Source organism: Sulfitobacter indolifex, from assembly GCF_022788655.1.
Taxonomy (GTDB): Bacteria; Pseudomonadota; Alphaproteobacteria; order Rhodobacterales; family Rhodobacteraceae; genus Sulfitobacter; species Sulfitobacter indolifex.
The window spans coordinates 536,277-558,638 of sequence record NZ_CP084951.1; the positions used below are offsets into that span (position 1 = coordinate 536,277).

A 22,362-nucleotide genomic window follows, 5' to 3' on the forward strand; every position below is an offset into this window, starting at 1 on the left:
ATGAACGATCCTATCGCAGATATGCTGACACGCATCCGTAACTCTTCGCTGCGCGGCAAATCCACAGTTTCCACACCGGCTTCCAAGCTGCGTGCATGGGTCTTGGACGTGCTGGCCGACGAAGGCTACATCCGCGGCTACGAAAAGATGACGGGCGCCGATGGCCACCCCGCTATCGAGATCAGCCTGAAGTACTACGAGGGCGAACCTGTTATTCGCGAATTGAAGCGGGTCTCCAAACCCGGTCGTCGCGTCTACATGTCCGTCAATGACATCCCCGTTGTCCGTCAAGGCCTCGGTGTGTCGATTGTCTCCACCTCCAAGGGTGTGATGTCGGACGCGTCTGCACGTTCTGCCAATGTTGGCGGCGAAGTGCTCTGCACCGTATTCTAAGGAGTAGACCATGTCTCGTATTGGTAAGAAACCTGTCGCCATGCCTTCGGGCGTCTCGGCAGAGGTCAGCGGTCAGACGATCGAAGTTAAGGGCCCCAAGGGCACCCGCAGCTTCCGCGCGACTGACGACGTAACGCTGACGGTCGAAGACAGCGCAATCACTGTGACACCGCGTGGCAAGTCCAAGCGCGCACGTCAGCAGTGGGGCATGTCCCGCACCATGATCGAAAACCTGGTGACTGGTGTCACCAAGGGCTTCAAGAAAGAGCTTGAGATCCAAGGTGTTGGTTATCGTGCAGCCATCAATGGCAACACGCTGAGACTGAACCTCGGCCTGAGCCACGATGTTGACTACGTTGCGCCCGAGGGCGTCACCGTGACAGCACCGAAGCAGACCGAAATCATTGTGGAAGGCATTGACGAACAGCTTGTTGGTCAAGTCGCTGCGAACATCCGCGCTTGGCGCAAGCCCGAGCCCTATAAGGGCAAAGGCATCCGCTACAAGGGTGAGTTCGTGTTCCGCAAAGAAGGCAAGAAGAAGTAAGGAACGGAAAGATGGCAAACACCAAAAGACAGCTGTTCCTGAAACGCCGCATGCGCGTTCGGAACAAACTCCGCAAAGTGAACGCCGGGCGCATGCGTCTGTCGGTACACCGTTCGTCCAAGAACATCTCGGCTCAGCTGATCGACGATGTGAACGGCGTGACACTGGCTTCCGCCTCCACCATGGAGAAGGATCTGGGCGTCGTTGGCAAAAACAACGTCGAAGCGGCGACCAAGGTCGGCGCATTGATTGCCGAGCGTGCCAAGAAGGCCGGCGTGACCGAAGCATACTTCGACCGTGGCGGTTTCCTGTTCCACGGCAAGGTCAAAGCTTTGGCCGAAGCGGCCCGCGAAGGCGGTCTGAAAATCTGATTGTGCGGTGCGTGGGCAACCACGCACCTGCTTTCATATGGAAGCTGTGCCACGTGCGCAGCTTTCCTACGAAGAGGGCCACGCTGGCCCTCTCGATGATCCGGGGGCCGATGGCCCACCAGGATTGACCAATAGGGGCCCCAAGGGGCCGCAGAAAAAGGAAGATGCCAGATGGCAAGAGATGACAACCGTGGGGGCAACCGCCGCAACCAGCGCGACGAGACCCCGGAATTCGCTGACCGTCTGGTCGCGATCAACCGCGTGTCCAAGACCGTTAAGGGTGGTAAGCGTTTCGGCTTCGCCGCACTCGTGGTCGTGGGCGATCAGAAAGGCCGCGTCGGCTTTGGTAAGGGTAAAGCGAAAGAAGTACCCGAGGCCATCCGTAAGGCGACTGAGCAAGCCAAGCGTCAGATGATCCGCGTGCAACTGCGCGAAGGTCGTACACTGCACCACGACATGCACGGCCGCCACGGCGCCGGCAAAGTTGTGATGCGGACAGCACCAGAAGGTACCGGTATCATCGCCGGTGGTCCAATGCGTGCCGTTTTCGAAATGCTCGGCGTTAAGGACGTTGTGTCCAAGTCGATCGGTTCGCAGAACCCCTACAACATGATCCGCGCCACTCTGGACGGTCTGAAAAAAGAGCAATCGCCCCGTTCCGTCGCGCAGCGTCGCGGCAAGAAAGTGGCTGACATTCTGCCCAAGCGTGAAGACAACGTAGAGTCCTCCGCACAAGTGGCTGAGGAGGCATAAGCATGGCCAAGACACTCGTAATCAAGCAGGTCGGCTCGCCGATCCGCCGCCCCGCCAAGCAAAAGGCAACTTTGGTTGGCCTGGGTCTGAACAAGATGGGTCGTACCCGTGAGCTGGAAGATACACCTTCCGTGCGCGGCATGATCAACAAGGTCTCGCACATGGTCGAGATCGTCGAAGAGAAGGGCTGAACTTAAGGTTTAGCGGTAGGGTGGGGGACCACTCTACGAAGACGCCTCGCAGGAAACTGCGGGGCGTTTTTTCATTTGCGGATTCGCGTACTGTTCCGGACATATGTGTTGGAGTGATCGTGGATGCCTTCGATCGGGTCTTACGGAACCATGAGGATATCGCTGCTACCGTAAGAGCGGGATTCTCTACACTTGTTAATATTTAGTTAACATCTAACGTTGAGTGGCCTCGTATATTTTGGCGGGGCCGTAAACGTATTGGATAAACGATGAAAGCCTTTTCAGTTTTTGTACTCATTATTGCGACGGTCGGCATGCCATCCTTCGCGTCGGCTCACACGCAAAGCGCCACACGCTATACCTCCGAAGTTCCTTCGCATGGCGGCGGTGCCGGAAATTTTCACCGCCCGGTCAATGCTGTCATGCCGGGTCAGAGCCATACCACTGCCATTAATCAAACGGATTGCGCAGGTAGGGGGAGGGGGACGCCTTACCTGCGTTTGCCCACCCCCTTGTCACGCCTCGCGCCATCCCCTATACGCCCCCGGTGGCCCGTGTTGGGTCGCAATGGAATCGAAACGCCGCGTTTGGCCACTCCCGTCGCTGGGGGCCATTTCCGGCAAAAGGAGAAGCGACATGAAACTTCACGAACTTTCCGACAACGAAGGCGCAACCAAAAAGCGTATGCGCGTTGGCCGTGGCCCCGGCTCTGGCAAGGGTAAAATGGGTGGCCGTGGTATCAAAGGTCAAAAGTCCCGTTCCGGCGTGGCGATCAAGGGCTTTGAAGGCGGCCAGATGCCGATCTACCAGCGTCTGCCCAAGCGTGGCTTTAACAAGCCGAACCGCAAATCCTACGCAGTTGTGAACCTGGGCCTGATCCAGAAATTCATCGACGCCAAGAAGCTCGACGCTGGCAACACCATCGACGCGACCGCTCTGATCGCTTCCGGTCTGGTCCGTCGCGAGTTGGACGGTATCCGCGTTCTGGCCAAAGGTGACATCACCTCCAAGATCGACCTGAACGTCGCTGGCGCTTCCAAGTCCGCCATCGAAGCGGTCGAGAAGGCAGGCGGCAAGGTGACTGTGGCGGCTGCGAAGGCTGCTGAGGCATCCGAGTAAAGCGGCCTTAAGGCTTGTGAGCGGCGCGCCAGCCGCTTACATAACCTCAAGTTTTCCCGAACGCCGCCCGCCGGAAAACGGCCCGGGCGGCGTTTTCGCAACAAAAGAAGAGACCCCTCATGGTATCTGCCGTCGAAAACATGGCCGCGAACACGAGCTGGGCCGCATTGGGCAAGGCAACAGACCTGCGCAATCGGATCCTGTTCACACTCGGGCTGCTCATCGTTTACCGCCTTGGCACCTTCATCCCGGTGCCCGGCATCGACGGTGGCGCGCTGCGTGACTTCATGGAGAGCGCGGGGCAGGGCATCGGCGGCATGGTCTCGATGTTCACCGGTGGCGCACTTGGCCGGATGGGTATCTTCGCTCTGGGCATCATGCCCTATATTTCGGCCTCGATCATTGTTCAGCTTCTGACCTCCATGGTACCAGCGCTGGAACAGTTGAAAAAAGAGGGCGAGCAGGGGCGCAAGAAGATCAACCAGTACACGCGCTACGGCACGGTGGCGCTGGCGACCTTGCAGTCCTACGGCCTCGCGGTCAGCCTTCAGGCCGGTGACATCGTCGCTGATGGTCAGATGGGCTTCGGCTTCATCGCGGCCTGTATGATCACGCTCGTGGGCGGTACGATGTTCCTGATGTGGCTGGGTGAACAGATCACCGCGCGCGGCATCGGCAATGGCATCTCGCTCATCATCTTCGTTGGCATCATCGCCGAAGTTCCCGCCGCCATCGCGCAGTTCTTTGCCTCCGGCCGCTCTGGCGCGATCAGCCCTGCGGTGATTATTGGCGTGCTGGTCATGGTGATTGCGACGATCATGTTCGTGGTCTTCATGGAGCGCGCGCTGCGCAAGATCCATATTCAGTATCCCCGCCGCCAAGTTGGCATGAAGATGTATGACGGCGGCACCTCGCACCTGCCGGTTAAAGTGAACCCAGCGGGCGTGATTCCGGCGATCTTTGCCTCTTCGCTGCTGCTGTTGCCCGTTACGGTCAGCACTTTCTCAGGCAACTCCACCAGCCCTGTGATGTCTTGGCTTCTGGCGAACTTCGGTCCCGGTCAGCCACTTTATCTGCTGTTCTTCGTGGCGATGATCGTCTTCTTTGCATATTTCTATACGTTCAACGTCAGCTTCAAACCTGATGACGTGGCCGACAACCTCAAGAACCAGAACGGCTTTGTGCCGGGCATCCGTCCGGGCAAGCGCACCGCTGAGTATCTTGAGTATGTCGTGAACCGAATTCTGGTCTTGGGCTCGTTCTACCTCGCTGCGGTCTGTGTTCTGCCGGAAATCCTGCGCGGTCAGTTCGCCATTCCCTTCTACTTCGGCGGCACATCGGTGCTGATCGTCGTGTCGGTGACGATGGACACCATTCAACAAGTGCAGAGCCATTTGCTCGCCCATCAATACGAAGGTCTGCTTGAGCGCTCGCAATTGCGCGGCAAAGGTGCAGGCAAAGGTAAAGGTCCACGCAAGAAACGGAGCCCCGTACGTCGATGAATATTATCCTTCTCGGGCCTCCGGGCGCAGGCAAAGGCACCCAAGCACGTCATCTGGTCGAAACCCGCAATATGGTCCAACTCTCCACCGGCGATATGCTGCGTGAAGCCAAGGACAGCGGCACAGAGATGGGCAAGATCGTTGCCGACGTTATGGACCGTGGCGCGTTGGTCACCGATGAGATCGTCATCGGCCTGATCCGCGAAAAGCTGTCTGATAAGGCCGCGCATGGCGGTTTCATCTTTGACGGTTTCCCACGCACCTTGGCACAGGCCGACGCGCTGGCTGATTTGATGGCGCAAGAAGGTCAGACCCTTGATGCCGTGATCGAGATGAAGGTCGACGATGAGGCGCTCGTTGCCCGCATCACCGCCCGCTCAACCTGCGCAAGCTGCGGTGAGGTCTATAACGACCTGACTAAGCCGATCCCCGAAGATGGCAAATGCACCAACTGTGGCGGGACCGAGTTTAAGCGCCGCGCGGATGACAATGAGGAAAGCCTCAAGACCCGTCTGATGGCCTATTACAAGCAGACCTCCCCGCTGATTGGCTACTACTACGCCAAGGACATGCTGAGCGGTGTGAATGGTCTGGGCAAGATCGACGAAGTCCGTGCCGAGATCGCGGGCGTTCTAGACGCCTGATATGCCTGCCGAAAGGGAAGGGGGTGCCGCTCGCTTTCCTCAGACAGCGCCACAGTAGCACAGTTTTGCGCAGCGGCTTGACGCCCTGCGCAAAACCTCATAGTCACCCCTATCTCGAAAGAGAATCAAATTGCGGCACGGGCCCGGCCTATCCCCGCAAGATCACCTGATCAGCCTCAGCCCGATGGCCTTATCGCCTCGGGCTTGTGTTGTGAAAAAAGGGTCTGGAACGACGGACCCGCAACGAAAAGGAATAGCTAACGTGGCACGTATTGCCGGCGTAAACATCCCGACTGCAAAGCGGGTTCCAATCGCCCTCACCTATATCACCGGTATTGGCACTTCTTCCGCCAAAGCCATCTGCGAAGCCGTTGGCATCGACGCGACGCGCCGGGTTAACGAACTGTCGGACGCCGAAGTTCTGGCCGTTCGTGAGCACATCGACGCGAACTACACCGTCGAAGGTGACCTGCGTCGTGACACGCAGATGAACATCAAGCGCCTGATGGACCTTGGTTGCTACCGTGGCCTGCGCCACCGTCGTAACCTGCCCGTCCGTGGTCAGCGTACCCACACCAATGCTCGCACCCGCAAAGGCCCCGCTAAGGCCATTGCTGGCAAGAAGAAATAAGGGAGGGTCTGATCAATGGCACGCGATAAGACAAAGACCAAGCGTAAGGTCAGCAAGAACATCGCCGCAGGTGTGGCGCATGTGAACAGCTCCTTCAACAACACCAAGATCCTGATCTCGGATGTGCAGGGCAATGCAATTGCATGGTCCTCTGCCGGCACCATGGGCTTCAAAGGGTCGCGTAAATCGACACCTTACGCAGCTCAGATGGCCGCCGAAGATGCAGGCCGTAAGGCTCAGGATCACGGCGTCAAGACGCTGGAAGTTGAAGTGCAGGGCCCCGGTTCCGGCCGTGAATCCGCACTGCGCGCACTGGCTGCCGCTGGTTTCAACATCACTTCGATCCGTGATGTGACGCCAATGGCGCACAACGGCTGCCGCCCGCCAAAGCGCCGCCGCGTTTAAGACAGCAATTTGCTATATGGGGCCGCGTGTTTTGCACGGCCCCATACCGCTTTTCAGAAACCTCGAGCGTTTGTGTCATTTGGACATGAGGCACAAACAAGGATGGAGGGACGCATGATCCACAAGAATTGGGCTGAATTGATCAAGCCGCAACAGCTTGACGTCAAGCCGGGCAATGACCCAGCCCGTCAGGCCACAGTAATGGCCGAACCGCTGGAGCGGGGCTTTGGCCTGACGCTCGGCAACGCGCTGCGCCGCGTGCTGATGTCCTCGCTGCAGGGTGCGGCGATCACATCCGTACAGATCGACAACGTGCTGCACGAGTTTTCCTCCGTAGCCGGTGTGCGCGAAGACGTAACCGACATCATCCTGAACCTCAAAGGCGTCAGCCTGCGCATGGAAGTCGAAGGGCCCAAGCGCCTGTCGATCTCTGCAAAGGGTCCGGGCGTTGTGACCGCCGGTGACATTTCTGAATCCGCCGGTATCGAGATTCTGAACCGCGAGCATGTGATCTGCCACCTCGACGATGGTGCAGATGTCTACATGGAGCTGACCGTCAACACCGGTAAGGGCTATGTCTCGGCTGACAAGAACAAGCCCGAAGATGCGCCTATCGGTCTGATCCCGATCGACGCGATCTATTCCCCGGTCAAGAAGGTCTCCTATGACGTTCAGCCCACCCGTGAGGGCCAGGTGCTGGACTATGACAAGCTGACCATGAAAGTGGAAACAGACGGTTCCATCACGCCGGATGACGCCGTGGCCTTCGCCGCGCGTATTCTGCAGGACCAACTGGGCATCTTCGTCAACTTCGACGAGCCGGAATCGGCGTCCCGTCAGGACGACGACGATGGGTTGGAATTCAACCCGCTGTTGCTCAAGAAGGTCGACGAGCTGGAGCTGTCGGTCCGTTCGGCAAACTGCCTGAAGAACGACAACATCGTCTACATCGGCGATCTGATCCAGAAGACCGAAGCCGAAATGCTGCGCACGCCGAACTTTGGCCGCAAGTCCTTGAACGAGATCAAGGAAGTGCTGTCGGGCATGGGTCTGCACCTTGGCATGGACGTCGAAGACTGGCCGCCAGAAAACATCGAAGACCTCGCCAAGAAGTTCGAGGATTCGTTCTAAGAGACACGGCCCCGGAAACTTTCAAAGTTTCCGGGCCGATTTCTTCAACGGAAATCGGGCACCGTTACGACTGGGCGCACGCCCCAAGGAGAGCCCAAGACACGCATCGCGGGCCAGACAAAGCAAAACCGCCCGTAGAGGGCATCAAATTGGAGACTAAGAAATGCGTCACGCACGTGGATACCGCCGCCTGAACCGTACACATGAACACCGCAAAGCGCTGTTCTCGAACATGGCAGGCTCGCTCATCGAGCATGAGCAAATCAAAACAACCTTGCCGAAAGCCAAGGAACTGAAGCCGATCATCGAAAAGATGATCACGCTGGCCAAACGTGGCGATCTGCACGCCCGTCGTCAGGCCGCGTCGAAGCTGAAAGAAGACCAGTATGTCGCGAAACTGTTCGACATCCTCGGCCCGCGCTACAAAGACCGCCAGGGTGGTTACGTTCGCGTTCTGAAAGCTGGCTTCCGCTATGGTGACATGGCGCCAATGGCGATCATCGAATTCGTCGACCGCGACCGCGACGCCAAAGGCGCCGCAGACAAAGCGCGTCTGGCTGAAGAAGACGCCGCGGAATAAGATTTCGCAGATTGCGGATTGGAAAGCCCTGCCATTTGGCGGGGCTTTTTCTTTTGGGGCAGAGGGAAAGGGAGTTGCACCAGGGAGGGTGGCTGCGCATATCAGGAAGCATGAGATACTTTATGATGCTCTTGATGCCGGCGCCGGCAACTTCGGCCGCGTCAACGCGATTGAGGTTGGGACCGCTGGTCATAGGGGCTGCATCAAGCATGACAGGCCATCTGCGCCCGTATCATGAGGCAAACGCCGTAACCGGCGCGGGGGCTTAGGGGGCAGCATGGCAGATTTATTCGGCGACAGCGAGACGGTAGCAGAGAGCGGACACCGTCCATTGGCAGATCGTTTGCGTCCGCGCGCCTTGGTGGAGGTTATCGGGCAGGACCAAGTGCTCGGCCCAGATGCGCCGCTGACGGTAATGCTCGCCTCGGGTGCATTGTCGTCGCTGATCTTTTGGGGGCCGCCAGGGGTGGGGAAAACCACCATCGCGCGTCTGCTTGCAGATGAAACCGATCTGCATTTTGTGCAGATTAGCGCGATTTTCTCGGGCGTGCCGGAACTGCGCAAGGTTTTTGACGCGGCCAAGCTGCGGCGGCGACAGGGGCAGGGGACGCTGCTGTTTGTCGACGAAATCCACCGCTTTAACAAAGCGCAGCAGGACGGGTTTTTGCCGCATATGGAGGATGGGACGATCCTCTTAGTCGGTGCCACAACGGAAAACCCCAGCTTTGAGTTAAATGCCGCTGTGCTATCCCGCGCGCAGGTGCTGGTTCTGGAACGCTTGCCGCATGACGATCTGGAACGTCTGGCGCAGCGGGCCGAGCAGGAGTTGGGCAAACCGCTGCCATTACAGCCCGAGGCGCGTGAGGCGCTGTTGGAAATGGCCGATGGGGACGGGCGCGCTTTGCTAAACCTGATCGAACAGGTGACCGCGTGGAAGGGCGATGGCTTGCTCGACAAGGCGGGCCTGTCCAAGCGCCTGATGCGCCGCGCGGCGCAATACGACAAGTCAGGCGATTCGCATTACAACCTGATTTCGGCGCTGCATAAGTCCATGCGAGGGTCCGACCCCGACGCGGCGCTTTATTGGCTGGGGCGGATGTTGGAGGGCGGCGAAGACCCTCGCTACCTGATGCGCCGCATCACCCGGATGGCGGTCGAGGATGTGGGGCTTGCCGACCCACAAGCGCAGGCCTTTTGCCTGCAGGCTTGGGAAACCTATGAACGGCTCGGCAGTCCCGAGGGGGAATTGGCCATCGCGCAAGCGTTGACCTACATCTGCCTCGCCCCGAAATCCAACGCCGTCTACAAGGCCTACAAGGATGCGCGCAGGCTGGCCCGCAGCACCGGGTCAGAACCACCGCCCAAACACATCCTCAACGCGCCGACCAAGCTGATGAAAGAGCAGGGCTACGGCAGCGGCTACGCCTATGACCATGACGCGGAGGACGGATTCTCGGGCCAGAACTACTTTCCCGATACGATGGAGCGACCCAGCCTTTATGAGCCGGTCGAACGGGGCTTTGAGCGCGAGTTGAAAAAGCGACAGGATTACTTTGCGGGGCTACGGGCCAAGCGGAAAACTTGACTCCGGCGCGCGTGCGCGCGATGGGGTGTCGATGATGAAAACACTGATCATGGTGGCCCTCGGCGGCGCTCTGGGCGCGAGCCTGCGGTTCCTTGTCGGTCTCGCGGTTGGCTTTCCTTTGGGCACCTTGGCGGTCAACGTCAGTGGTTCTCTGGCCATCGGTTTGGTTTGGGTGCTGCTGGCGGAGAAATCGTCGCTGTTGCTGCCCTTCCTGATGACGGGATTGCTGGGCGGTTTCACGACCTTTTCGGCGTTTTCACTCGATACCCTGCGGCTGCTTGAAGCGGGCCGGGCAGGGGTCGCATTTTCATATGTGGGGGCCTCGGTGATCTTGTCGCTGGCCGCCTGTTTGCTGGGCCTCTGGGTGGCCCGAGAGGTGTTGGCATGAGCCGCGTACAAACTATTACCGTCGCAGTGGGCGATGGCGACCAACGGCTTGACCGTTGGTTCAAGCGGATGTTTCCGCAGATCAATCAAGGGCTCATCGAGAAGATGTGCCGCAAAGGCGAAATTCGCGTAGATGGCGGCCGGGTTAAGGCCAACACTCGGCTGGAGGCGGGCCAAGAAGTGCGCGTGCCGCCGCTGCCTGATAGTGCGCCCCCGCCGCCGCCAAAGCGGACGCGGATCACCGATGCCGACGCCAAGATGATCCGCAACTGTGTGATCTACCGCGACGAGCATGTGATTGCGCTGAACAAGCCGCCCGGTTTGGCGGTGCAAGGTGGCTCGGGCCAAGCGGATCGCCATGTTGATGCGCTGTCCGAGGCGCTGATCTTTGACGCTGAAGAAAAGCCGCGTCTGGTGCACCGGTTGGACCGCGATACTTCTGGTGTGCTTCTGCTGGCGCGGACTCGTCTGGCAGCCAAGGCGCTGACGGCCGCAATGCGCCACCGTGAAACGCGCAAGATTTACTGGGCCATCGTCGCGGGTGTGCCGACGCCCTATCTGGGCGAGGTCAAATATGGTCTCGTCAAAGCCGGTGGTCATGGCCGCAGTGGTGAAGGCGAGAAGATGATCGCCGTGCATCCACGCGACATGGACGCGACGCCGGGCGCGAAACGGGCGCATACGCTTTACGCCACGCTGTTCCGCGTCGGTTCGCGCGCCTCTTGGGTGGCGATGGAGCCGGTCACAGGCCGCACGCACCAACTGCGCGCGCATATGGCCGAGATCGGGCATCCGATTGTCGGTGACGGCAAATACGGCGGCTCTGGGCAGGAAAACCTCGGCGACGGCTGGGGGGCGCAACTGGGCGGGATCATCTCGAAAAAGCTGCATTTGCACGCGCGGATGATGCGTTTTGAGCATCCCCACACCCGCAAGCCGGTGACCATCACCGCTGAACTGCCCGAGCATATGGCGCATAGCTGGGACACCTTCGGTTGGACCGAGGACCTGGCCGATGAAGACCCCTTTGAGGCGCTGCAATGACCAAGCCACTGCGATTGGTGATCTTTGATGTCGATGGCACATTGGTCGACAGTCAGGGTGACATCGTCGCGGCGATGACGGCGGCCTTTGCGGCTGTCGAAGCGCCTGTGCCGACACGGGCCGAAGTCCTGTCGATCGTCGGCCTGTCGCTTGATGTGGCGATGACGGTATTGGCGCCCACGCGGTCTGCCGGGGATCACATCGCGATGGTTGAGGCCTATAAGGCCGCCTATATGTCGCTACGGGCCGAGGCAGGCGTGGCGCAATCGTCGCCGCTCTATCCCGGTGCGCTAGAGACATTGCACCGCTTGCATTCCGAGCCGGAAGTGCTGTTGGGCGTGGCCACGGGGAAGTCGAAGCGCGGGTTGGATAAGCTGATCGCCGGGCATGGGCTGGAAGGGCTGTTCGTCACCCAGCAGGTCGCTGATTTTCACCCGTCCAAGCCGCATCCTTCGATGATCCATCAAGCAATGACCGATGCCGGGGTGGGGCCAGAGACGACCGTGATGATCGGAGACACTTCTTTCGACATGGACATGGCCGCCGCTGCTGGGGTGACCGGGATCGGCGTCAAATGGGGCTATCACAGCCCGGATAAATTGGCCGCTGCCGCGCATCTTGTTGAGGATTTCTCGGCGCTGCCTGCCTTGCTGGAACAGATCTGGAGCATTCCCGCATGAGTGACTGGAAAGCGAAGCGTTTTTGGAAAGATGCCGACGTGGTTGAGGTCGATGGCGGTTTTACCGTCGAGCTTGATGGCCGACGTGTGAAAACGCCAGCCAAACGCCCGCTGACCCTGCCGACCCGCGCCATGGCAGAGGCTGTGGCCGCCGAATGGCAGGCGCAAGAAAAGCAAATCGACCCACGGACCATGCCGGTGACAAAGACCGCCAACGCAGCGATTGATAAGGTCGCGGTGCAACAGGACGAAGTCGTCGCCATGCTGGCCGCTTACGGCGATAGTGATCTGCTGTGCTACCGCGCCGACAACCCCGAGGAATTGATGGCACGACAGGCGGCGGAGTGGGATCCGATGCTAAACTGGGCAGCCGCGTTCCTTGGCGTCAAGCTGGAGACGCGGCAGGGCATAATGCATCGGCCACAATCGCCTGAAGCGTTAGCTAAGATGCACCGTCGGACGGCAGAGTTGGATGCGTTTGAATTGGCGGCTTTCCATGATCTCGTCAGTCTGACCGGGTCACTGGTGTTGGGGCTTGCTGCCGCTGAACAGGCGTTTGACCCCCAAGAGATATGGGCACTTTCGCGGCTTGATGAGAACTGGCAGGCCGAGCAGTGGGGCCGCGATGACGTGGCCGAGGCGGAAGCCGAAATTAAGCGGCAAGCGTTTTTACATGCATGTGCAATGATCGTGCTTTCCAAGGCTGCTTAACTTGCTAAAAGCTTTCCGCGATTATGGAAATTCGCGATTTAAATTTGCCCAACGCGCCCTTGACCTTCAAACCTGAATCCGCCCACACTGCTTTCCATTGAGCAGGGGAGACCCTGCGCATGATCGCTTTCGGCGTCACCTGACGTCGGATTAACCGCCAGTGAACGTGGCGGACTATCAGGAAGAGGTAAAAATGAAAAAAACCGTAATTTTTGGCGCGCTGACCGTTGCTGGCCTTGCAGCCGGTGCTGCTGGCGCTGCCACGCTCGACGACGTTAAAGCCCGTGGCAAGCTGAACTGTGGCGTGACCACAGGCCTTGCTGGCTTTGCCGCGCCGAACGCCAATGGCGAATGGGAAGGTTTCGACGTGGCCGTGTGCCGTGCCGTTGCCGCAGCCGTTCTGGGCGACAAAAACGCCGTGGAATTCGTTCCAACAACCGGCAAGACCCGCTTCACCGCGCTGGCCTCGGGCGAGATCGACTTCCTCGCACGGAACACCACATGGACCTTCAGCCGTGACACCGACCTGAAATTCGATTTCATCGGCGTGAACTACTACGACGGTCAGGGCTTCATGGTCCCCAAAGCGCTTGGTGTTTCTTCGGCCAAGGACCTCGACGGCGCGACCGTCTGCATCCAAACCGGCACCACAACCGAGCTGAACCTCGCGGACTTCTTCCGCAAGAACAACATCAGCTATGAGCCCGTTCCGGTTGAAACCAACGCCGAAGGCCAGCAGCAGTACCTTGCCGGTGCTTGCGATACCTACACCACGGACGCCTCCGGTCTGGCCGCGACACGCGCGACCTTTGAAACCCCCGGCGACCACATCCTGCTGCCCGAGATCATCTCGAAAGAGCCGCTCGGCCCGCTGGTCCGTCACGGCGACAACGAATGGGGCGATATTACCCGCTGGGTGCTGAACGCGTTGATCGCAGCCGAAGAGCTGGGCATCACCTCTGCCAACATCGAAGAGATGACCGGCAACACCAACAATCCCGAGATTGCCCGCCTTTTGGGCACCGAGGGCACGTTGGGTGAGATGATTGGTCTCGACAATGAGTGGGCCAAGCGCGCGATCATGGCCGAGGGCAACTACGGTGAAATCTTTGCCAAGAACATCGGCGAAGAGACACCCATCGGTCTGGCACGCGGGCTGAACGCTCAGTGGACAGACGGTGGCCTGCTTTACGCACCGCCAGTACGCTAACTAAGATGTCAGGGGGCGCAGGAATTCCTGCGCCCCTTGCGCCTCCGAGCCGGGTAACCTGACGTTAGTTGATGCAAGTTACCCCAAGACGAAAAACAACGCGCTAAGAAGACAATAAGAACCCACGATCGACTAAACGATCAACGACCAAAAACGATTCGGCCAAGGTGCGCTAAATGCACCAATAAAAAACAAGCCGGAACACAGGGATACATACATGACGACATTCTCCGACCCTCCCAAGGCGTCGTTCCGGCCATCTATGCTGTTGAGCGACACCCGCTATCGGTCGATTACCTTTCAGGTTATCGCACTTGTGCTGCTGGTCACGGCGATCTGGTATCTGGGCTCTAACCTTGCCGCGAACCTGCGCGCTGCGGGGTTAAACATCTCATTCCAGTTCCTCGGTAACCCTGCGGGCTATGACATTAACCAAACGTTGATCCCCTACACCAGCCAGTCGTCGAACCTTCAGGCAGCTTGGGTCGGTATCATCAACACGCTGCTGGTGTCGTTTCTCGCCTGTCTGACTGCTACGCTCTTTGGCGTGGTCGCGGGGGTTCTACGCCTCTCGAACAACTGGCTCGTCCGCAAGTTGATGGCGGGCTACGTCGAGATCTTTCGCAACATCCCGGTGCTGATCTGGATTCTGATCATCTATACGATCATGACTGCCGCGATGCCTGCGCCTTCGGCTTTCCGGGGCGACGATCCCGCGTCTAGCATGATGCTCGGCTCTTTCGCCTTTACCAACCGCGGGGTTTATATCCCGGGGCCGGTTTGGGGGGCGGGATCAATGTTTGTGGTCGCGACGTTCATCGCCTCGATCATCGGCGTTTTTGCCTATCGCCGCTACGCGACCAAGCTGCTTTATGACACTGGGCGTCTGCTGCCGATGCTTTGGCCGTCGGTTGCGATCCTGTTGCTGCCGACGATTGTCGTGTTCTTTATCATGGGCATGCCGATTGGTTTGGACTACCCGGCACTCAAGGGGTTCAACTTCCAGGGCGGTATCCAGATCGGTGCACCGCTGATCGCACTGTGGTTCGCCCTGTCGATCTACACCGGTGCCTTCATCGCCGAGAACGTCCGCGCCGGCATTCAGGCCGTCAGCCGTGGCCAATCCGAAGCCGCCGCGGCCCTTGGTCTGCGTCCGGGCCGCGTAATGAACCTTGTGGTGTTGCCGCAGGCACTGCGCGTAATCATTCCGCCGCTAATCTCTAACTATCTTAACATCACCAAGAACTCATCGCTGGCGATCCTTGTTGGCTATGCTGACATCACCGCAACGCTGGGCGGGATCACCCTGAACCAGACCGGGCGAGCGATCGAATGTGTCGTTCTGCTCATGCTGTTCTACCTCGTGATTTCGCTGGGCATCTCCATGGTGATGAACGTCTACAATAACGCAACGAAGCTGAAGGAGCGTTAAGCCATGTCAGATACACATGCTGAATCCATCGCCTTCGTACGCGAATCCTCGCTGCCGCCTTCGGCCCCGCCGGACAAGGTTGGTGGCCCGCTGAAATGGGTCAAAGACAACCTCTTCCCCACATGGGCAAACGCCCTGCTGACGGTGGTGGCGCTTTATTTCCTGTATCTGCTGCTGTCAGGCTCTTTGCCCTGGTTGCTCAATGGGGTCTGGTCAGCCAGCAGCCTGTCGGAGTGTCGTGAGATACTCGACGGCGCATCGGGGGCTTGTTTCTCGGTCATCAGTGAACGCTGGCATCAGCTGCTCTTTGGCTTCAAATACCCAAGCGATCAATATTGGCGACCGACCCTCGCGCTGGTGCTGCTGTTCATCGCCATTGCGCCCGTGCTCTTCATCGATCTGCCGCGCAAGCTGCTGTTCTTTACAGGCCTCTACCCGTTCCTTGCCTTCTGGCTGATCTGGGGCGGCCCGATCTGGGGGCCGATCTTTGCTCTGTTGGGCGTGATTGCGGGCTATGTTGCCTACAGCCGTTTGGTGCACAAAAGCTTTGCCATGGCCTTGGCCGGCGGCATCGTGGCTGCGGTGATCGTCTGGTATATCGGTGGCTTTATAGGGGAAGCGCTGCGCCCCGCGTCGCCGCTGCTTGAAGCGATCCCAAGCCGTGACCTTGGCGGCTTCATGCTCAACATGATGCTGGGCATCACCTGTGTGTCGCTCTCGCTGCCCATCGGCGTTGCACTGGCACTTGGGCGTCAGTCGCATCTGCCGATCGTCAAAGGCATCTGCGTGGTCTTCATCGAATTCGTGCGGGGTGTGCCGCTGATCACTTTGCTTTTCGTAGCGAACGTGATGCTGGCCTATTTCTTCCCACCGGGTTCGGGGGTCGATCTCTTCATCCGCGTGGTCATCATGATCACCATGTTCTCTTCGGCCTATATCGCCGAGGTGATCCGGGGTGGCCTCGCCGCACTGCCGAAGGGCCAGTATGAGGCCGCAGACAGCCTCGGGCTCGACTATGCGCAGGCGATGCGGTTGATCATCCTACCGCAGGCGATGAAGATCTCCATTCCGGGTATCGTCAACATTGCCGTGGGTCTGTTCAAGGACACCACGCTAGTCTCGGTCATTTCGCTGTTCGATATCATCGGCATGATCCGCGGCCCGATCCTTGCTTCGACTGATTGGAACGGCGTTTACTGGGAACTTTTCATGTTCGCCTCGTTGCTGTTCTTCATCGTTTGCTACGGCATTTCACAATATTCGCAGTGGCTGGAACGCCGTCTTGCGACTGACCATCGTTAAGGGAGGGTTCTCGCATGGCTGAGACCGCACAAATGAAAGTATCCGACGAAGTCGCGATCCGTATCGACAATATGAATAAGTGGTACGGCGCGTTTCACGTGCTGCGCGACATCGACCTGACCGTGCACCGCGGCGAGCGTATCGTGATTTGCGGGCCTTCGGGCTCGGGTAAATCGACGCTGATCCGCTGCATCAACGCGTTGGAAGAGCACCAGAAGGGGAGCATTGAAGTTGACGGCACGCTGCTTAGCTCGGACCTCAAGAACATCGACAAGATCCGCTCAGAGGTCGGCATGTGCTTTCAGCACTTCAACCTCTTCCCGCATCTAACGATCCTTGAGAACTGCACGCTGGCGCCGATCTGGGTCCGTAAAACGCCCAAGAAGGAAGCCGAAGAAGTCGCGATGCACTTCCTTGAGAAGGTGAAGATCCCCGATCAGGCCAACAAGTATCCCGGCCAGCTTTCGGGCGGGCAGCAGCAGCGTGTGGCGATTGCCCGTTCGCTCTGCATGCGCCCGCGCATCATGCTGTTTGATGAGCCGACATCGGCGCTCGACCCTGAGATGATCAAGGAAGTGCTCGACACCATGATCGAGCTTGCCGAAGAAGGCATGACGATGCTTTGTGTCACCCACGAGATGGGCTTTGCCCGTCAGGTGGCGAACCGGGTGATCTTTATGGACGAGGGTCAAATCGTTGAGCAGAACGAGCCGGAAGCCTTCTTCAACAACCCGCAAAGCCCGCGCACACAGTTGTTCCTAAGCCAGATTTTGGGTCACTGAAGCGGGTTACGGCCACATTCTAACAAAACGCCCCGGCCAATTGGTCGGGGCGTTTGCGTTTCAAACCAGTTGTTTTGGGACAGTGAAGGCGCGCAGCGCCCCGGTGCCGGGGGCGAGGTCCGCCCAATCGTCGATATCGAAATCCATCACCGTGGTCGCACCTGATGGATAGCGATCAAACGCATCTTGATCGGGCGTCTGCCGCAACAGCACCGCTGCGGCTGCGGCGATGCCGGGGTTATGTGCCACGAGCAGTACAGTATCGCCTTTTGCCCGCTGCCGAAGGTTTGAGATGATCTTCTCTGGCTCGGCAAGGTAAAGCTGTTGGAGATGATCGACCGTGCTGCTTTCAGGCAGGTCCAGAAGTGCGCAGGTCTCGCGCGTACGGGCAGCCGTCGAGCAAAGCACTGCGTCAGGCACCAACCCTTCGGACCGCAGCCAATTGCCAAGTGCTTCGGCAGCCCTACGCCCCCGTCTGTTCAGCGGACGATCGTGATCGCTGGTGCCGTGGGACCAGTCCGATTTCGCATGTCGCATTAGGATCAGGCGGCGCATGTCATTCCTTTCACTGCTCGGTCCATCATAGGCGCGAAGCAGGGGCAGGGGGCAAGGGCTTTGCCTCAGCCTTTGCGAATGATGCTGCCCGCGCCGTGTTCGGTGAACAGTTCCAGCAGGCAAGCATTGGGGGCACGCCCATCGAGAATTACCGCAGCACGCACGCCCCCTTCGAGCGCATCCAGCGCCGTCTGGACCTTGGGGATCATCCCGCCTGCGATGGTGCCGTCGGCGATCATCTCGTTGATCTGGCTCGCCGTCAGGTCGGTCACCACCTCGCCCGCGCCATCTTTGACGCCGGCCACGTCCGTCAGCAGCAGCAAACGGTCGGCCTTCAACGCGCCCGCGATGGCCCCGGCGGCGGTGTCGCCGTTGATGTTATAAGTTTCGCCGCCCCGGCCCATACCAAGCGGCGCGATGACGGGGATGATGCCCTTGTCCGCAAAGTCGCGCAGGATGCGTGGGTTCACTTGGGTCGGATTGCCCACAAGCCCAAGCGCCGGGTCTTCCGGCTCGCAGACAATCAGCCCGCTGTCCTTGCCTGAGACACCTACGGCGCGGCCGCCTTGTTCGGAAATGGCCTGCACGATCCGCGCATTGACGAGGCCGGAAAGGACCATCTCGACCACTTCCATGGTCGCGGCATCGGTGACGCGTTTGCCGTTCACGAACTCAGATTTAATGTTCAACCGCGCCAACATGTTGTTGATCATCGGTCCGCCGCCATGGACGATCACCGGGTTCACCCCCACCTGCCGCATCAACGCAACATCACGGGCGAATTCATCCATCGCTTCATCGCTGCCCATCGCATGACCGCCCAGCTTGATGACCACGGTGGCATCGGCATAGCGTTGCAAAAAGGGCAGGGCTTGGCTGAGGGTACGGGCAGTGGCGATCCAGTCGCGGTTCATGTCTTGCGTTCTCATCTGTTGACCCATGGGAAGCCGATAGCGGCGGAGGTGTTATACCAGCGTGGCGATGATGGCACGCAAGGTCGGGATGCCCCAGCCCTTTTCCGAAGACGTGACCACAATCTCAGGATAGGCGGCGGGGTGTTTGCTCAGCGCTTCTTTGACCTGTTCAAGGATCTTAGTGCGTTCGGCTTCTTTGACCTTGTCGCCCTTGGTCAAAACAACTTGAAAAGTCACAGCAGAACTGTCGAGCAGCGACATAATTTCGTTGTCGACCTTTTTAACCCCATGGCGCGCGTCAATCAGCACGAAAGCGCGGCGCAGGGTCTGACGGCCCGACAGGTACTGTTTCAGCAAACGCTGCCATTTTTCGACCACGGGCAGGGGGGCATTGGCATAGCCGTAGCCCGGAAGGTCGACGAGGTAGTGCTCCTCGCCAGCCGTAAAGAAGTTAATCTCCTGCGTACGACCTGGCGTGTTCGAGGCCCGCGCGAGCGCCTTCATGCCCGTCAGTGCGTTAATCAACGTCGATTTGCCCACGTTGGAACGCCCGGCAAAGCAGACCTCCATCCGGTCAGGGGGCGGCAGCCCGTCCATCGCCACGACACCTTTAACGAATGTCGTCTCGCCCGCGAAAAGCAGGCGGCCCTTCTCGGCGCTCGGTGCGTCAGGCTCTTCGGCGATGGTGTAGTTCACTTGCATCAAATTAGCTCCAGTTCGTCGCCCACGGCGATCTCTCCGCCCTCGGTGACGGTCAGGGTAACACCGAAATCTCGGTGACCCAATTGGTCAAGCGCGGCAAGCGTATCTACGTCGCGCGCGCCGGTGTCGGTGTTTACGGTCGTGGCAAGGCAGCGGGCGATGCGTTTAGACACATGCAGCCGGGCTCTGCCGATTTTCATGTCGCGCCCGAGCCATTCGAACTCATCCCAAGGGGCGGCGCCGTCAAACCAGATGTTGCCGCGCCAGCGGGCGGTTTGCAGCGAGCGACCGGCGAGGTCTTCGACAGCGGTGTGCGAGGCAAGGCTGTTAAGCGAGAGGGTCGGCTCAGTGCTGTCGGTATAGCCGCGGCCATCAAGGCGCAGGATGTCCGCCGGGGCGGCCCGGCCCTCGGCCACCAGCGGGCGTACCCAATCGAGGAACTGTGCTTTGTCGCGGGCCGGGTGAAAGGTAATTTCCCCGCATTCCGGATGCCGCAGGGTCAGCATCTCGGTCGCCTCATCCAGTTCGGCGGTAATCGCCTGCAACTGCGGAGAGGACGCGCCACGCGTAAAGTTCAAACACCGCGCCCAATCGCCGGGCACGGCTTTGGAGGCATCATGCGCCACGGCCCAAAGCCGATCGTAAGGCATGGATTGCCCGGCGCGCAGGGTCACACGCTCAACCGTCTCGCGGCCATGGGCCTTGAGCGGATGCCGGTTGAGCGCGGTGACCTGCATCACTTTTTCGACTTGCCCGACTTGGGCTTGGCGTCTGCATTGGCCGCATCACCCTTGGGCGTACGTTTGAAACCGCCCGCGATGTTGCCCCAAAGGTCAGGTTTGTACCCCTGGCTGCGCATGATCAGGTACTGCTGCGTAAAGGTGATCGTGTTGTTCGCGATCCAGTAAACGACAAGACCACTCGCAAAGCCACCCAGCATGAACATGAAGACCCAAGGCATCCAAGCAAAGATCATCTGCTGTGTTGGATCGGTGGGCGCGGGGTTCAATTTCTGCTGCAAGAACATGGAGATACCCAACAGAAGCGGCAGGATTCCGATGAATACCAACGCCAGCATCGAGCCAGGCTCAGGCGCCGCATAGGGCAGCAGACCCCAAAGGTTCATGATCGAGGTTGGATCGGGCGAGCTAAGGTCTTGGAACGGGCCAAAGAAAGGTGCGTGGCGCAGTTCGATCGTGACAAAGATCACCTTGTAGAGGGAGAAGAAGATTGGGATCTGCATCAGGATCGGCAGACAGCCCGCAGCGGGGTTCACCTTGTTCTTTTTATAGAGCTCCATCATGCCCTGCTGCATCTTCTGACGGTCGTCGCCAGCTTCTTTCTTCAGCTTCTCCATCTCGGGCTGAAGCTCCTTCATCCGCGCCATGGAGACATAGGATTTATAGGCCAGCGGGAAAAGCAGCGCCTTGATCAGCAGCGTCAGGCCGATGATCGCGACGCCCATGTTGCCGATAAGCTGGTTGAGGTTGTGCAGCAGCCAGAAGATCGGCTTGGTCAGGAAAAAGAACCAACCCCAGTCGATGCTATCGATGAATTTGGCGACACCGGCAGATTGATAATCCTGCAGTGTTTCCCATTCCTTTGCACCTGCGAAGAACTTGCTGGAACTGCTGACGCTTTCACCTGCGGCGACCGAGCGGGTCGGCTGGCGGGTGAAGGCGCGGTATGTGTCGGCACGCGGGTCGTAGGTGAGGGCTTGTTCAAAAGCCTCGCCCGCCCCGGGGATCAGCACGGCCTGCCAGTAGTGATCGGTAAAGCCGACCCAACCTTCCGTGACCCCTTCGGTGACCACAGCAGGGCGGCCCCAAGTGCTGTTTACATCGGCCTCAGCGATATCGTCCCAATCGATTTCCGACAGCTCGCCGTTGGCCATAGACACGGCCCCCTCATGCAAGATGAAGAAGCTTTTCAGGTCTTCAGGCAATCCGTGCTGGGCGATCATGCCAAAAGGGGCAAGGTTGACCGGCGCGTCGCCGTTGTTGGTGACGCTCTGAGTGATGTCGAACATATATTCGTTATCGACTGAGATGGTGCGGTTAAAGATCTGACCCGCGCCGTTATCCCATGACAGGGTGACCGGGCTGTCGACACCCAGCGTCTCACCTTCGCTTAGTGTCCAAAGAGTATCGACACCGGGTACGGCATCAGGGGCGAGGCCAGAGCCTGCGGCCCAGCCGTGTAGTGCGTAATAGGCGTCGCTCGATCCTTCGGGAGACAGGAGGGTAACCACCTCGGCGTTTTCGTCGAGCGTGGTCTGGTAGTCATTCAATTTCAGATCATCGATCCGACCGCCCATGAGCGAAATGGAACCGCTAACCTTATCAGTCGCGATGGCCACGCGAGGGGCATCTGCCAAAGCCGCGCGGCGGCCTTGGGGAGCGGCGCCTTCGCCATTGTCCGTGCCAGGTGCAGCAGCCGTATCGGCCGGGGAGGCTGGAACAGAGGTGCCGTCTTCGGCTTGGCTCATTTCAACGCTGTTCTCTAGCGCGGGATCGGCTTCGGGGGGCGGGAACAAAAGGAACCACACGAGGATGACGGCAAAACTGAGCGCCGTGGCAAGGATGAGATTCTTGTTCTGTTCGTCCATGGGGACAGCCACCTGATGTCTTTGAATATCACGGGGGTTCAACAGAGTGCGGGGCCAAAGGTCAAGCGGAATCGGGCAAGCCCATAGGGTGTAAGGCGGGGTTTCGACCCATCGGGCATGGGGCTTGAGGCGTTTTGCCGGGGTCAATTGTGAGCAGTTGGCCGCGGATCGGTTAGGAGGTTTAGCG

The 22,362-nt window shown here is 59.1% G+C and carries 26 protein-coding genes; 21 read left to right on the top strand and 5 right to left on the bottom strand.

From position 1 onward, the window contains the following. The 21 genes from rpsH (at nucleotide 1) to DSM14862_RS02715 (ending at nucleotide 17,396) form a co-directional block, all read left to right on the top strand. Nucleotides 1–393: a 30S ribosomal protein S8 gene (gene rpsH / locus DSM14862_RS02615; protein WP_007118852.1), complete on the top strand. Its 393-nt coding sequence runs from the start codon at nucleotides 1–3 to the stop codon at nucleotides 391–393. Between the two features lie 10 nt (nucleotides 394–403). Then, complete coding sequence (gene rplF, locus DSM14862_RS02620) at nucleotides 404–937, top strand: 50S ribosomal protein L6 (RefSeq protein WP_007118853.1); 534 nt, start codon at nucleotides 404–406, stop codon at nucleotides 935–937. 11 nt (nucleotides 938–948) lie between these two features. Beyond that, the gene (gene rplR / locus DSM14862_RS02625) at nucleotides 949–1,308 is read left to right on the top strand and encodes a 50S ribosomal protein L18 (RefSeq protein WP_007118854.1); all 360 of its coding nucleotides are present in this window, start codon (nucleotides 949–951) and stop codon (nucleotides 1,306–1,308) included. A gap of 171 nt (nucleotides 1,309–1,479) precedes the next feature. Beyond that, the gene (rpsE, locus tag DSM14862_RS02630; RefSeq protein WP_007118855.1) at nucleotides 1,480–2,061 is read left to right on the top strand and encodes a 30S ribosomal protein S5; all 582 of its coding nucleotides are present in this window, start codon (nucleotides 1,480–1,482) and stop codon (nucleotides 2,059–2,061) included. A 2-nt stretch (nucleotides 2,062–2,063) separates the two neighbouring features. Continuing rightward, the gene (gene rpmD / locus DSM14862_RS02635; protein ID WP_007118856.1) at nucleotides 2,064–2,252 is read left to right on the top strand and encodes a 50S ribosomal protein L30; all 189 of its coding nucleotides are present in this window, start codon (nucleotides 2,064–2,066) and stop codon (nucleotides 2,250–2,252) included. A gap of 636 nt (nucleotides 2,253–2,888) precedes the next feature. After that, a complete protein-coding gene (rplO, locus tag DSM14862_RS02640) occupies nucleotides 2,889–3,371 on the top strand; it encodes a 50S ribosomal protein L15 (RefSeq protein WP_007118857.1) in 483 nt (160 codons plus the stop codon). 119 nt (nucleotides 3,372–3,490) lie between these two features. Further along, entirely contained in the window at nucleotides 3,491–4,873 is a 1,383-nt protein-coding gene (gene secY, locus DSM14862_RS02645) for a preprotein translocase subunit SecY (RefSeq protein ID WP_007118858.1), read from the top strand. Further along, on the top strand, nucleotides 4,870–5,517 hold the full coding sequence (locus DSM14862_RS02650; protein ID WP_007118859.1) for an adenylate kinase: 648 nt from the start codon (nucleotides 4,870–4,872) through the stop codon (nucleotides 5,515–5,517). The genes secY and DSM14862_RS02650 overlap by 4 nt, the downstream gene beginning before the upstream one ends. Nucleotides 5,518–5,779: 262 nt before the next feature. Then, the gene (gene rpsM, locus DSM14862_RS02655) at nucleotides 5,780–6,148 is read left to right on the top strand and encodes a 30S ribosomal protein S13 (RefSeq protein WP_007118860.1); all 369 of its coding nucleotides are present in this window, start codon (nucleotides 5,780–5,782) and stop codon (nucleotides 6,146–6,148) included. Between the two features lie 15 nt (nucleotides 6,149–6,163). Beyond that, a complete protein-coding gene (rpsK, locus tag DSM14862_RS02660; protein ID WP_007118861.1) occupies nucleotides 6,164–6,553 on the top strand; it encodes a 30S ribosomal protein S11 in 390 nt (129 codons plus the stop codon). Nucleotides 6,554–6,667: 114 nt separating this feature from the next. Continuing rightward, complete coding sequence (locus DSM14862_RS02665) at nucleotides 6,668–7,684, top strand: DNA-directed RNA polymerase subunit alpha (protein WP_007118862.1); 1,017 nt, start codon at nucleotides 6,668–6,670, stop codon at nucleotides 7,682–7,684. Between the two features lie 163 nt (nucleotides 7,685–7,847). Next, nucleotides 7,848–8,264, top strand: coding sequence for a 50S ribosomal protein L17 (rplQ, locus tag DSM14862_RS02670; RefSeq protein WP_007118863.1), 417 nt, complete (start codon nucleotides 7,848–7,850; stop codon nucleotides 8,262–8,264). A 277-nt stretch (nucleotides 8,265–8,541) separates the two neighbouring features. Then, a complete protein-coding gene (locus DSM14862_RS02675; RefSeq protein ID WP_007118864.1) occupies nucleotides 8,542–9,849 on the top strand; it encodes a replication-associated recombination protein A in 1,308 nt (435 codons plus the stop codon). A gap of 31 nt (nucleotides 9,850–9,880) precedes the next feature. Next, on the top strand, nucleotides 9,881–10,237 hold the full coding sequence (locus tag DSM14862_RS02680) for a fluoride efflux transporter FluC (protein WP_040700839.1): 357 nt from the start codon (nucleotides 9,881–9,883) through the stop codon (nucleotides 10,235–10,237). Then, on the top strand, nucleotides 10,234–11,280 hold the full coding sequence (locus DSM14862_RS02685; RefSeq protein WP_007118866.1) for an RluA family pseudouridine synthase: 1,047 nt from the start codon (nucleotides 10,234–10,236) through the stop codon (nucleotides 11,278–11,280). Before DSM14862_RS02680 ends, DSM14862_RS02685 begins: the two co-directional genes overlap by 4 nt. After that, a complete protein-coding gene (locus DSM14862_RS02690; RefSeq protein WP_007118867.1) occupies nucleotides 11,277–11,960 on the top strand; it encodes an HAD-IA family hydrolase in 684 nt (227 codons plus the stop codon). The genes DSM14862_RS02685 and DSM14862_RS02690 overlap by 4 nt, the downstream gene beginning before the upstream one ends. Further along, nucleotides 11,957–12,670 carry an ATP12 family chaperone protein gene (locus DSM14862_RS02695; protein WP_007118868.1) on the top strand — a complete coding sequence of 238 codons (714 nt, stop codon included), beginning with the start codon at nucleotides 11,957–11,959 and terminating at the stop codon, nucleotides 12,668–12,670. Before DSM14862_RS02690 ends, DSM14862_RS02695 begins: the two co-directional genes overlap by 4 nt. A 193-nt stretch (nucleotides 12,671–12,863) precedes the next feature. Next, nucleotides 12,864–13,880, top strand: a complete 1,017-nt coding sequence (locus DSM14862_RS02700; RefSeq protein ID WP_007118869.1) for an amino acid ABC transporter substrate-binding protein — start codon at nucleotides 12,864–12,866, stop codon at nucleotides 13,878–13,880. A 217-nt stretch (nucleotides 13,881–14,097) separates the two neighbouring features. Continuing rightward, a complete protein-coding gene (locus tag DSM14862_RS02705; protein WP_040700486.1) occupies nucleotides 14,098–15,312 on the top strand; it encodes an amino acid ABC transporter permease in 1,215 nt (404 codons plus the stop codon). 3 nt (nucleotides 15,313–15,315) lie between these two features. After that, nucleotides 15,316–16,614: an amino acid ABC transporter permease gene (locus DSM14862_RS02710; protein WP_007118871.1), complete on the top strand. Its 1,299-nt coding sequence runs from the start codon at nucleotides 15,316–15,318 to the stop codon at nucleotides 16,612–16,614. 14 nt (nucleotides 16,615–16,628) lie between these two features. Next, nucleotides 16,629–17,396: an amino acid ABC transporter ATP-binding protein gene (locus DSM14862_RS02715; protein WP_007118872.1), complete on the top strand. Its 768-nt coding sequence runs from the start codon at nucleotides 16,629–16,631 to the stop codon at nucleotides 17,394–17,396. Nucleotides 17,397–17,456: 60 nt separating this feature from the next. Here the strand turns inward: DSM14862_RS02715 and DSM14862_RS02720 are convergent, their stop codons facing one another. The 5 genes from DSM14862_RS02720 to yidC form a co-directional block, all read right to left on the bottom strand. Continuing rightward, nucleotides 17,457–17,951, bottom strand: coding sequence for a SixA phosphatase family protein (locus DSM14862_RS02720; RefSeq protein WP_007118873.1), 495 nt, complete (start codon nucleotides 17,949–17,951; stop codon nucleotides 17,457–17,459). A gap of 65 nt (nucleotides 17,952–18,016) precedes the next feature. Further along, the gene (gene argB / locus DSM14862_RS02725; RefSeq protein WP_208855088.1) at nucleotides 18,017–18,880 is read right to left on the bottom strand and encodes an acetylglutamate kinase; all 864 of its coding nucleotides are present in this window, start codon (nucleotides 18,878–18,880) and stop codon (nucleotides 18,017–18,019) included. A gap of 36 nt (nucleotides 18,881–18,916) precedes the next feature. Continuing rightward, nucleotides 18,917–19,567, bottom strand: a complete 651-nt coding sequence (gene yihA / locus DSM14862_RS02730) for a ribosome biogenesis GTP-binding protein YihA/YsxC (RefSeq protein WP_007118875.1) — start codon at nucleotides 19,565–19,567, stop codon at nucleotides 18,917–18,919. Beyond that, entirely contained in the window at nucleotides 19,567–20,304 is a 738-nt protein-coding gene (locus DSM14862_RS02735; protein ID WP_007118876.1) for an MOSC domain-containing protein, read from the bottom strand. Before DSM14862_RS02735 ends, yihA begins: the two co-directional genes overlap by 1 nt. Further along, nucleotides 20,304–22,175: a membrane protein insertase YidC gene (gene yidC / locus DSM14862_RS02740; protein WP_007118877.1), complete on the bottom strand. Its 1,872-nt coding sequence runs from the start codon at nucleotides 22,173–22,175 to the stop codon at nucleotides 20,304–20,306. Before yidC ends, DSM14862_RS02735 begins: the two co-directional genes overlap by 1 nt. Between the last annotated feature and the right edge of the window lie 187 nt (nucleotides 22,176–22,362).

Bases quoted from the DNA above. Each gene is read 5' to 3' on its own strand.
- rpsH (WP_007118852.1), top strand. From the start codon at position 1: ATGAACGATCCTATCGCAGATATGCTGACACGCATCCGTAACTCTTCG.
- rplF (WP_007118853.1), top strand. From the start codon at position 404: ATGTCTCGTATTGGTAAGAAACCTGTCGCCATGCCTTCGGGCGTCTCG.
- rplR (WP_007118854.1), top strand. From the start codon at position 949: ATGGCAAACACCAAAAGACAGCTGTTCCTGAAACGCCGCATGCGCGTT.
- rpsE (WP_007118855.1), top strand. From the start codon at position 1,480: ATGGCAAGAGATGACAACCGTGGGGGCAACCGCCGCAACCAGCGCGAC.
- rpmD (WP_007118856.1), top strand. From the start codon at position 2,064: ATGGCCAAGACACTCGTAATCAAGCAGGTCGGCTCGCCGATCCGCCGC.
- rplO (WP_007118857.1), top strand. From the start codon at position 2,889: ATGAAACTTCACGAACTTTCCGACAACGAAGGCGCAACCAAAAAGCGT.
- secY (WP_007118858.1), top strand. From the start codon at position 3,491: ATGGTATCTGCCGTCGAAAACATGGCCGCGAACACGAGCTGGGCCGCA.
- DSM14862_RS02650 (WP_007118859.1), top strand. From the start codon at position 4,870: ATGAATATTATCCTTCTCGGGCCTCCGGGCGCAGGCAAAGGCACCCAA.
- rpsK (WP_007118861.1), top strand. From the start codon at position 6,164: ATGGCACGCGATAAGACAAAGACCAAGCGTAAGGTCAGCAAGAACATC.
- DSM14862_RS02665 (WP_007118862.1), top strand. From the start codon at position 6,668: ATGATCCACAAGAATTGGGCTGAATTGATCAAGCCGCAACAGCTTGAC.
- rplQ (WP_007118863.1), top strand. From the start codon at position 7,848: ATGCGTCACGCACGTGGATACCGCCGCCTGAACCGTACACATGAACAC.
- DSM14862_RS02675 (WP_007118864.1), top strand. From the start codon at position 8,542: ATGGCAGATTTATTCGGCGACAGCGAGACGGTAGCAGAGAGCGGACAC.
- DSM14862_RS02680 (WP_040700839.1), top strand. From the start codon at position 9,881: ATGATGAAAACACTGATCATGGTGGCCCTCGGCGGCGCTCTGGGCGCG.
- DSM14862_RS02685 (WP_007118866.1), top strand. From the start codon at position 10,234: ATGAGCCGCGTACAAACTATTACCGTCGCAGTGGGCGATGGCGACCAA.
- DSM14862_RS02690 (WP_007118867.1), top strand. From the start codon at position 11,277: ATGACCAAGCCACTGCGATTGGTGATCTTTGATGTCGATGGCACATTG.
- DSM14862_RS02695 (WP_007118868.1), top strand. From the start codon at position 11,957: ATGAGTGACTGGAAAGCGAAGCGTTTTTGGAAAGATGCCGACGTGGTT.
- DSM14862_RS02700 (WP_007118869.1), top strand. From the start codon at position 12,864: ATGAAAAAAACCGTAATTTTTGGCGCGCTGACCGTTGCTGGCCTTGCA.
- DSM14862_RS02705 (WP_040700486.1), top strand. From the start codon at position 14,098: ATGACGACATTCTCCGACCCTCCCAAGGCGTCGTTCCGGCCATCTATG.
- DSM14862_RS02710 (WP_007118871.1), top strand. From the start codon at position 15,316: ATGTCAGATACACATGCTGAATCCATCGCCTTCGTACGCGAATCCTCG.
- DSM14862_RS02715 (WP_007118872.1), top strand. From the start codon at position 16,629: ATGGCTGAGACCGCACAAATGAAAGTATCCGACGAAGTCGCGATCCGT.
- DSM14862_RS02720 (WP_007118873.1), bottom strand. From the start codon at position 17,951: ATGCGCCGCCTGATCCTAATGCGACATGCGAAATCGGACTGGTCCCAC.
- argB (WP_208855088.1), bottom strand. From the start codon at position 18,880: ATGAGAACGCAAGACATGAACCGCGACTGGATCGCCACTGCCCGTACC.
- yihA (WP_007118875.1), bottom strand. From the start codon at position 19,567: ATGCAAGTGAACTACACCATCGCCGAAGAGCCTGACGCACCGAGCGCC.
- DSM14862_RS02735 (WP_007118876.1), bottom strand. From the start codon at position 20,304: ATGCAGGTCACCGCGCTCAACCGGCATCCGCTCAAGGCCCATGGCCGC.
- yidC (WP_007118877.1), bottom strand. From the start codon at position 22,175: ATGGACGAACAGAACAAGAATCTCATCCTTGCCACGGCGCTCAGTTTT.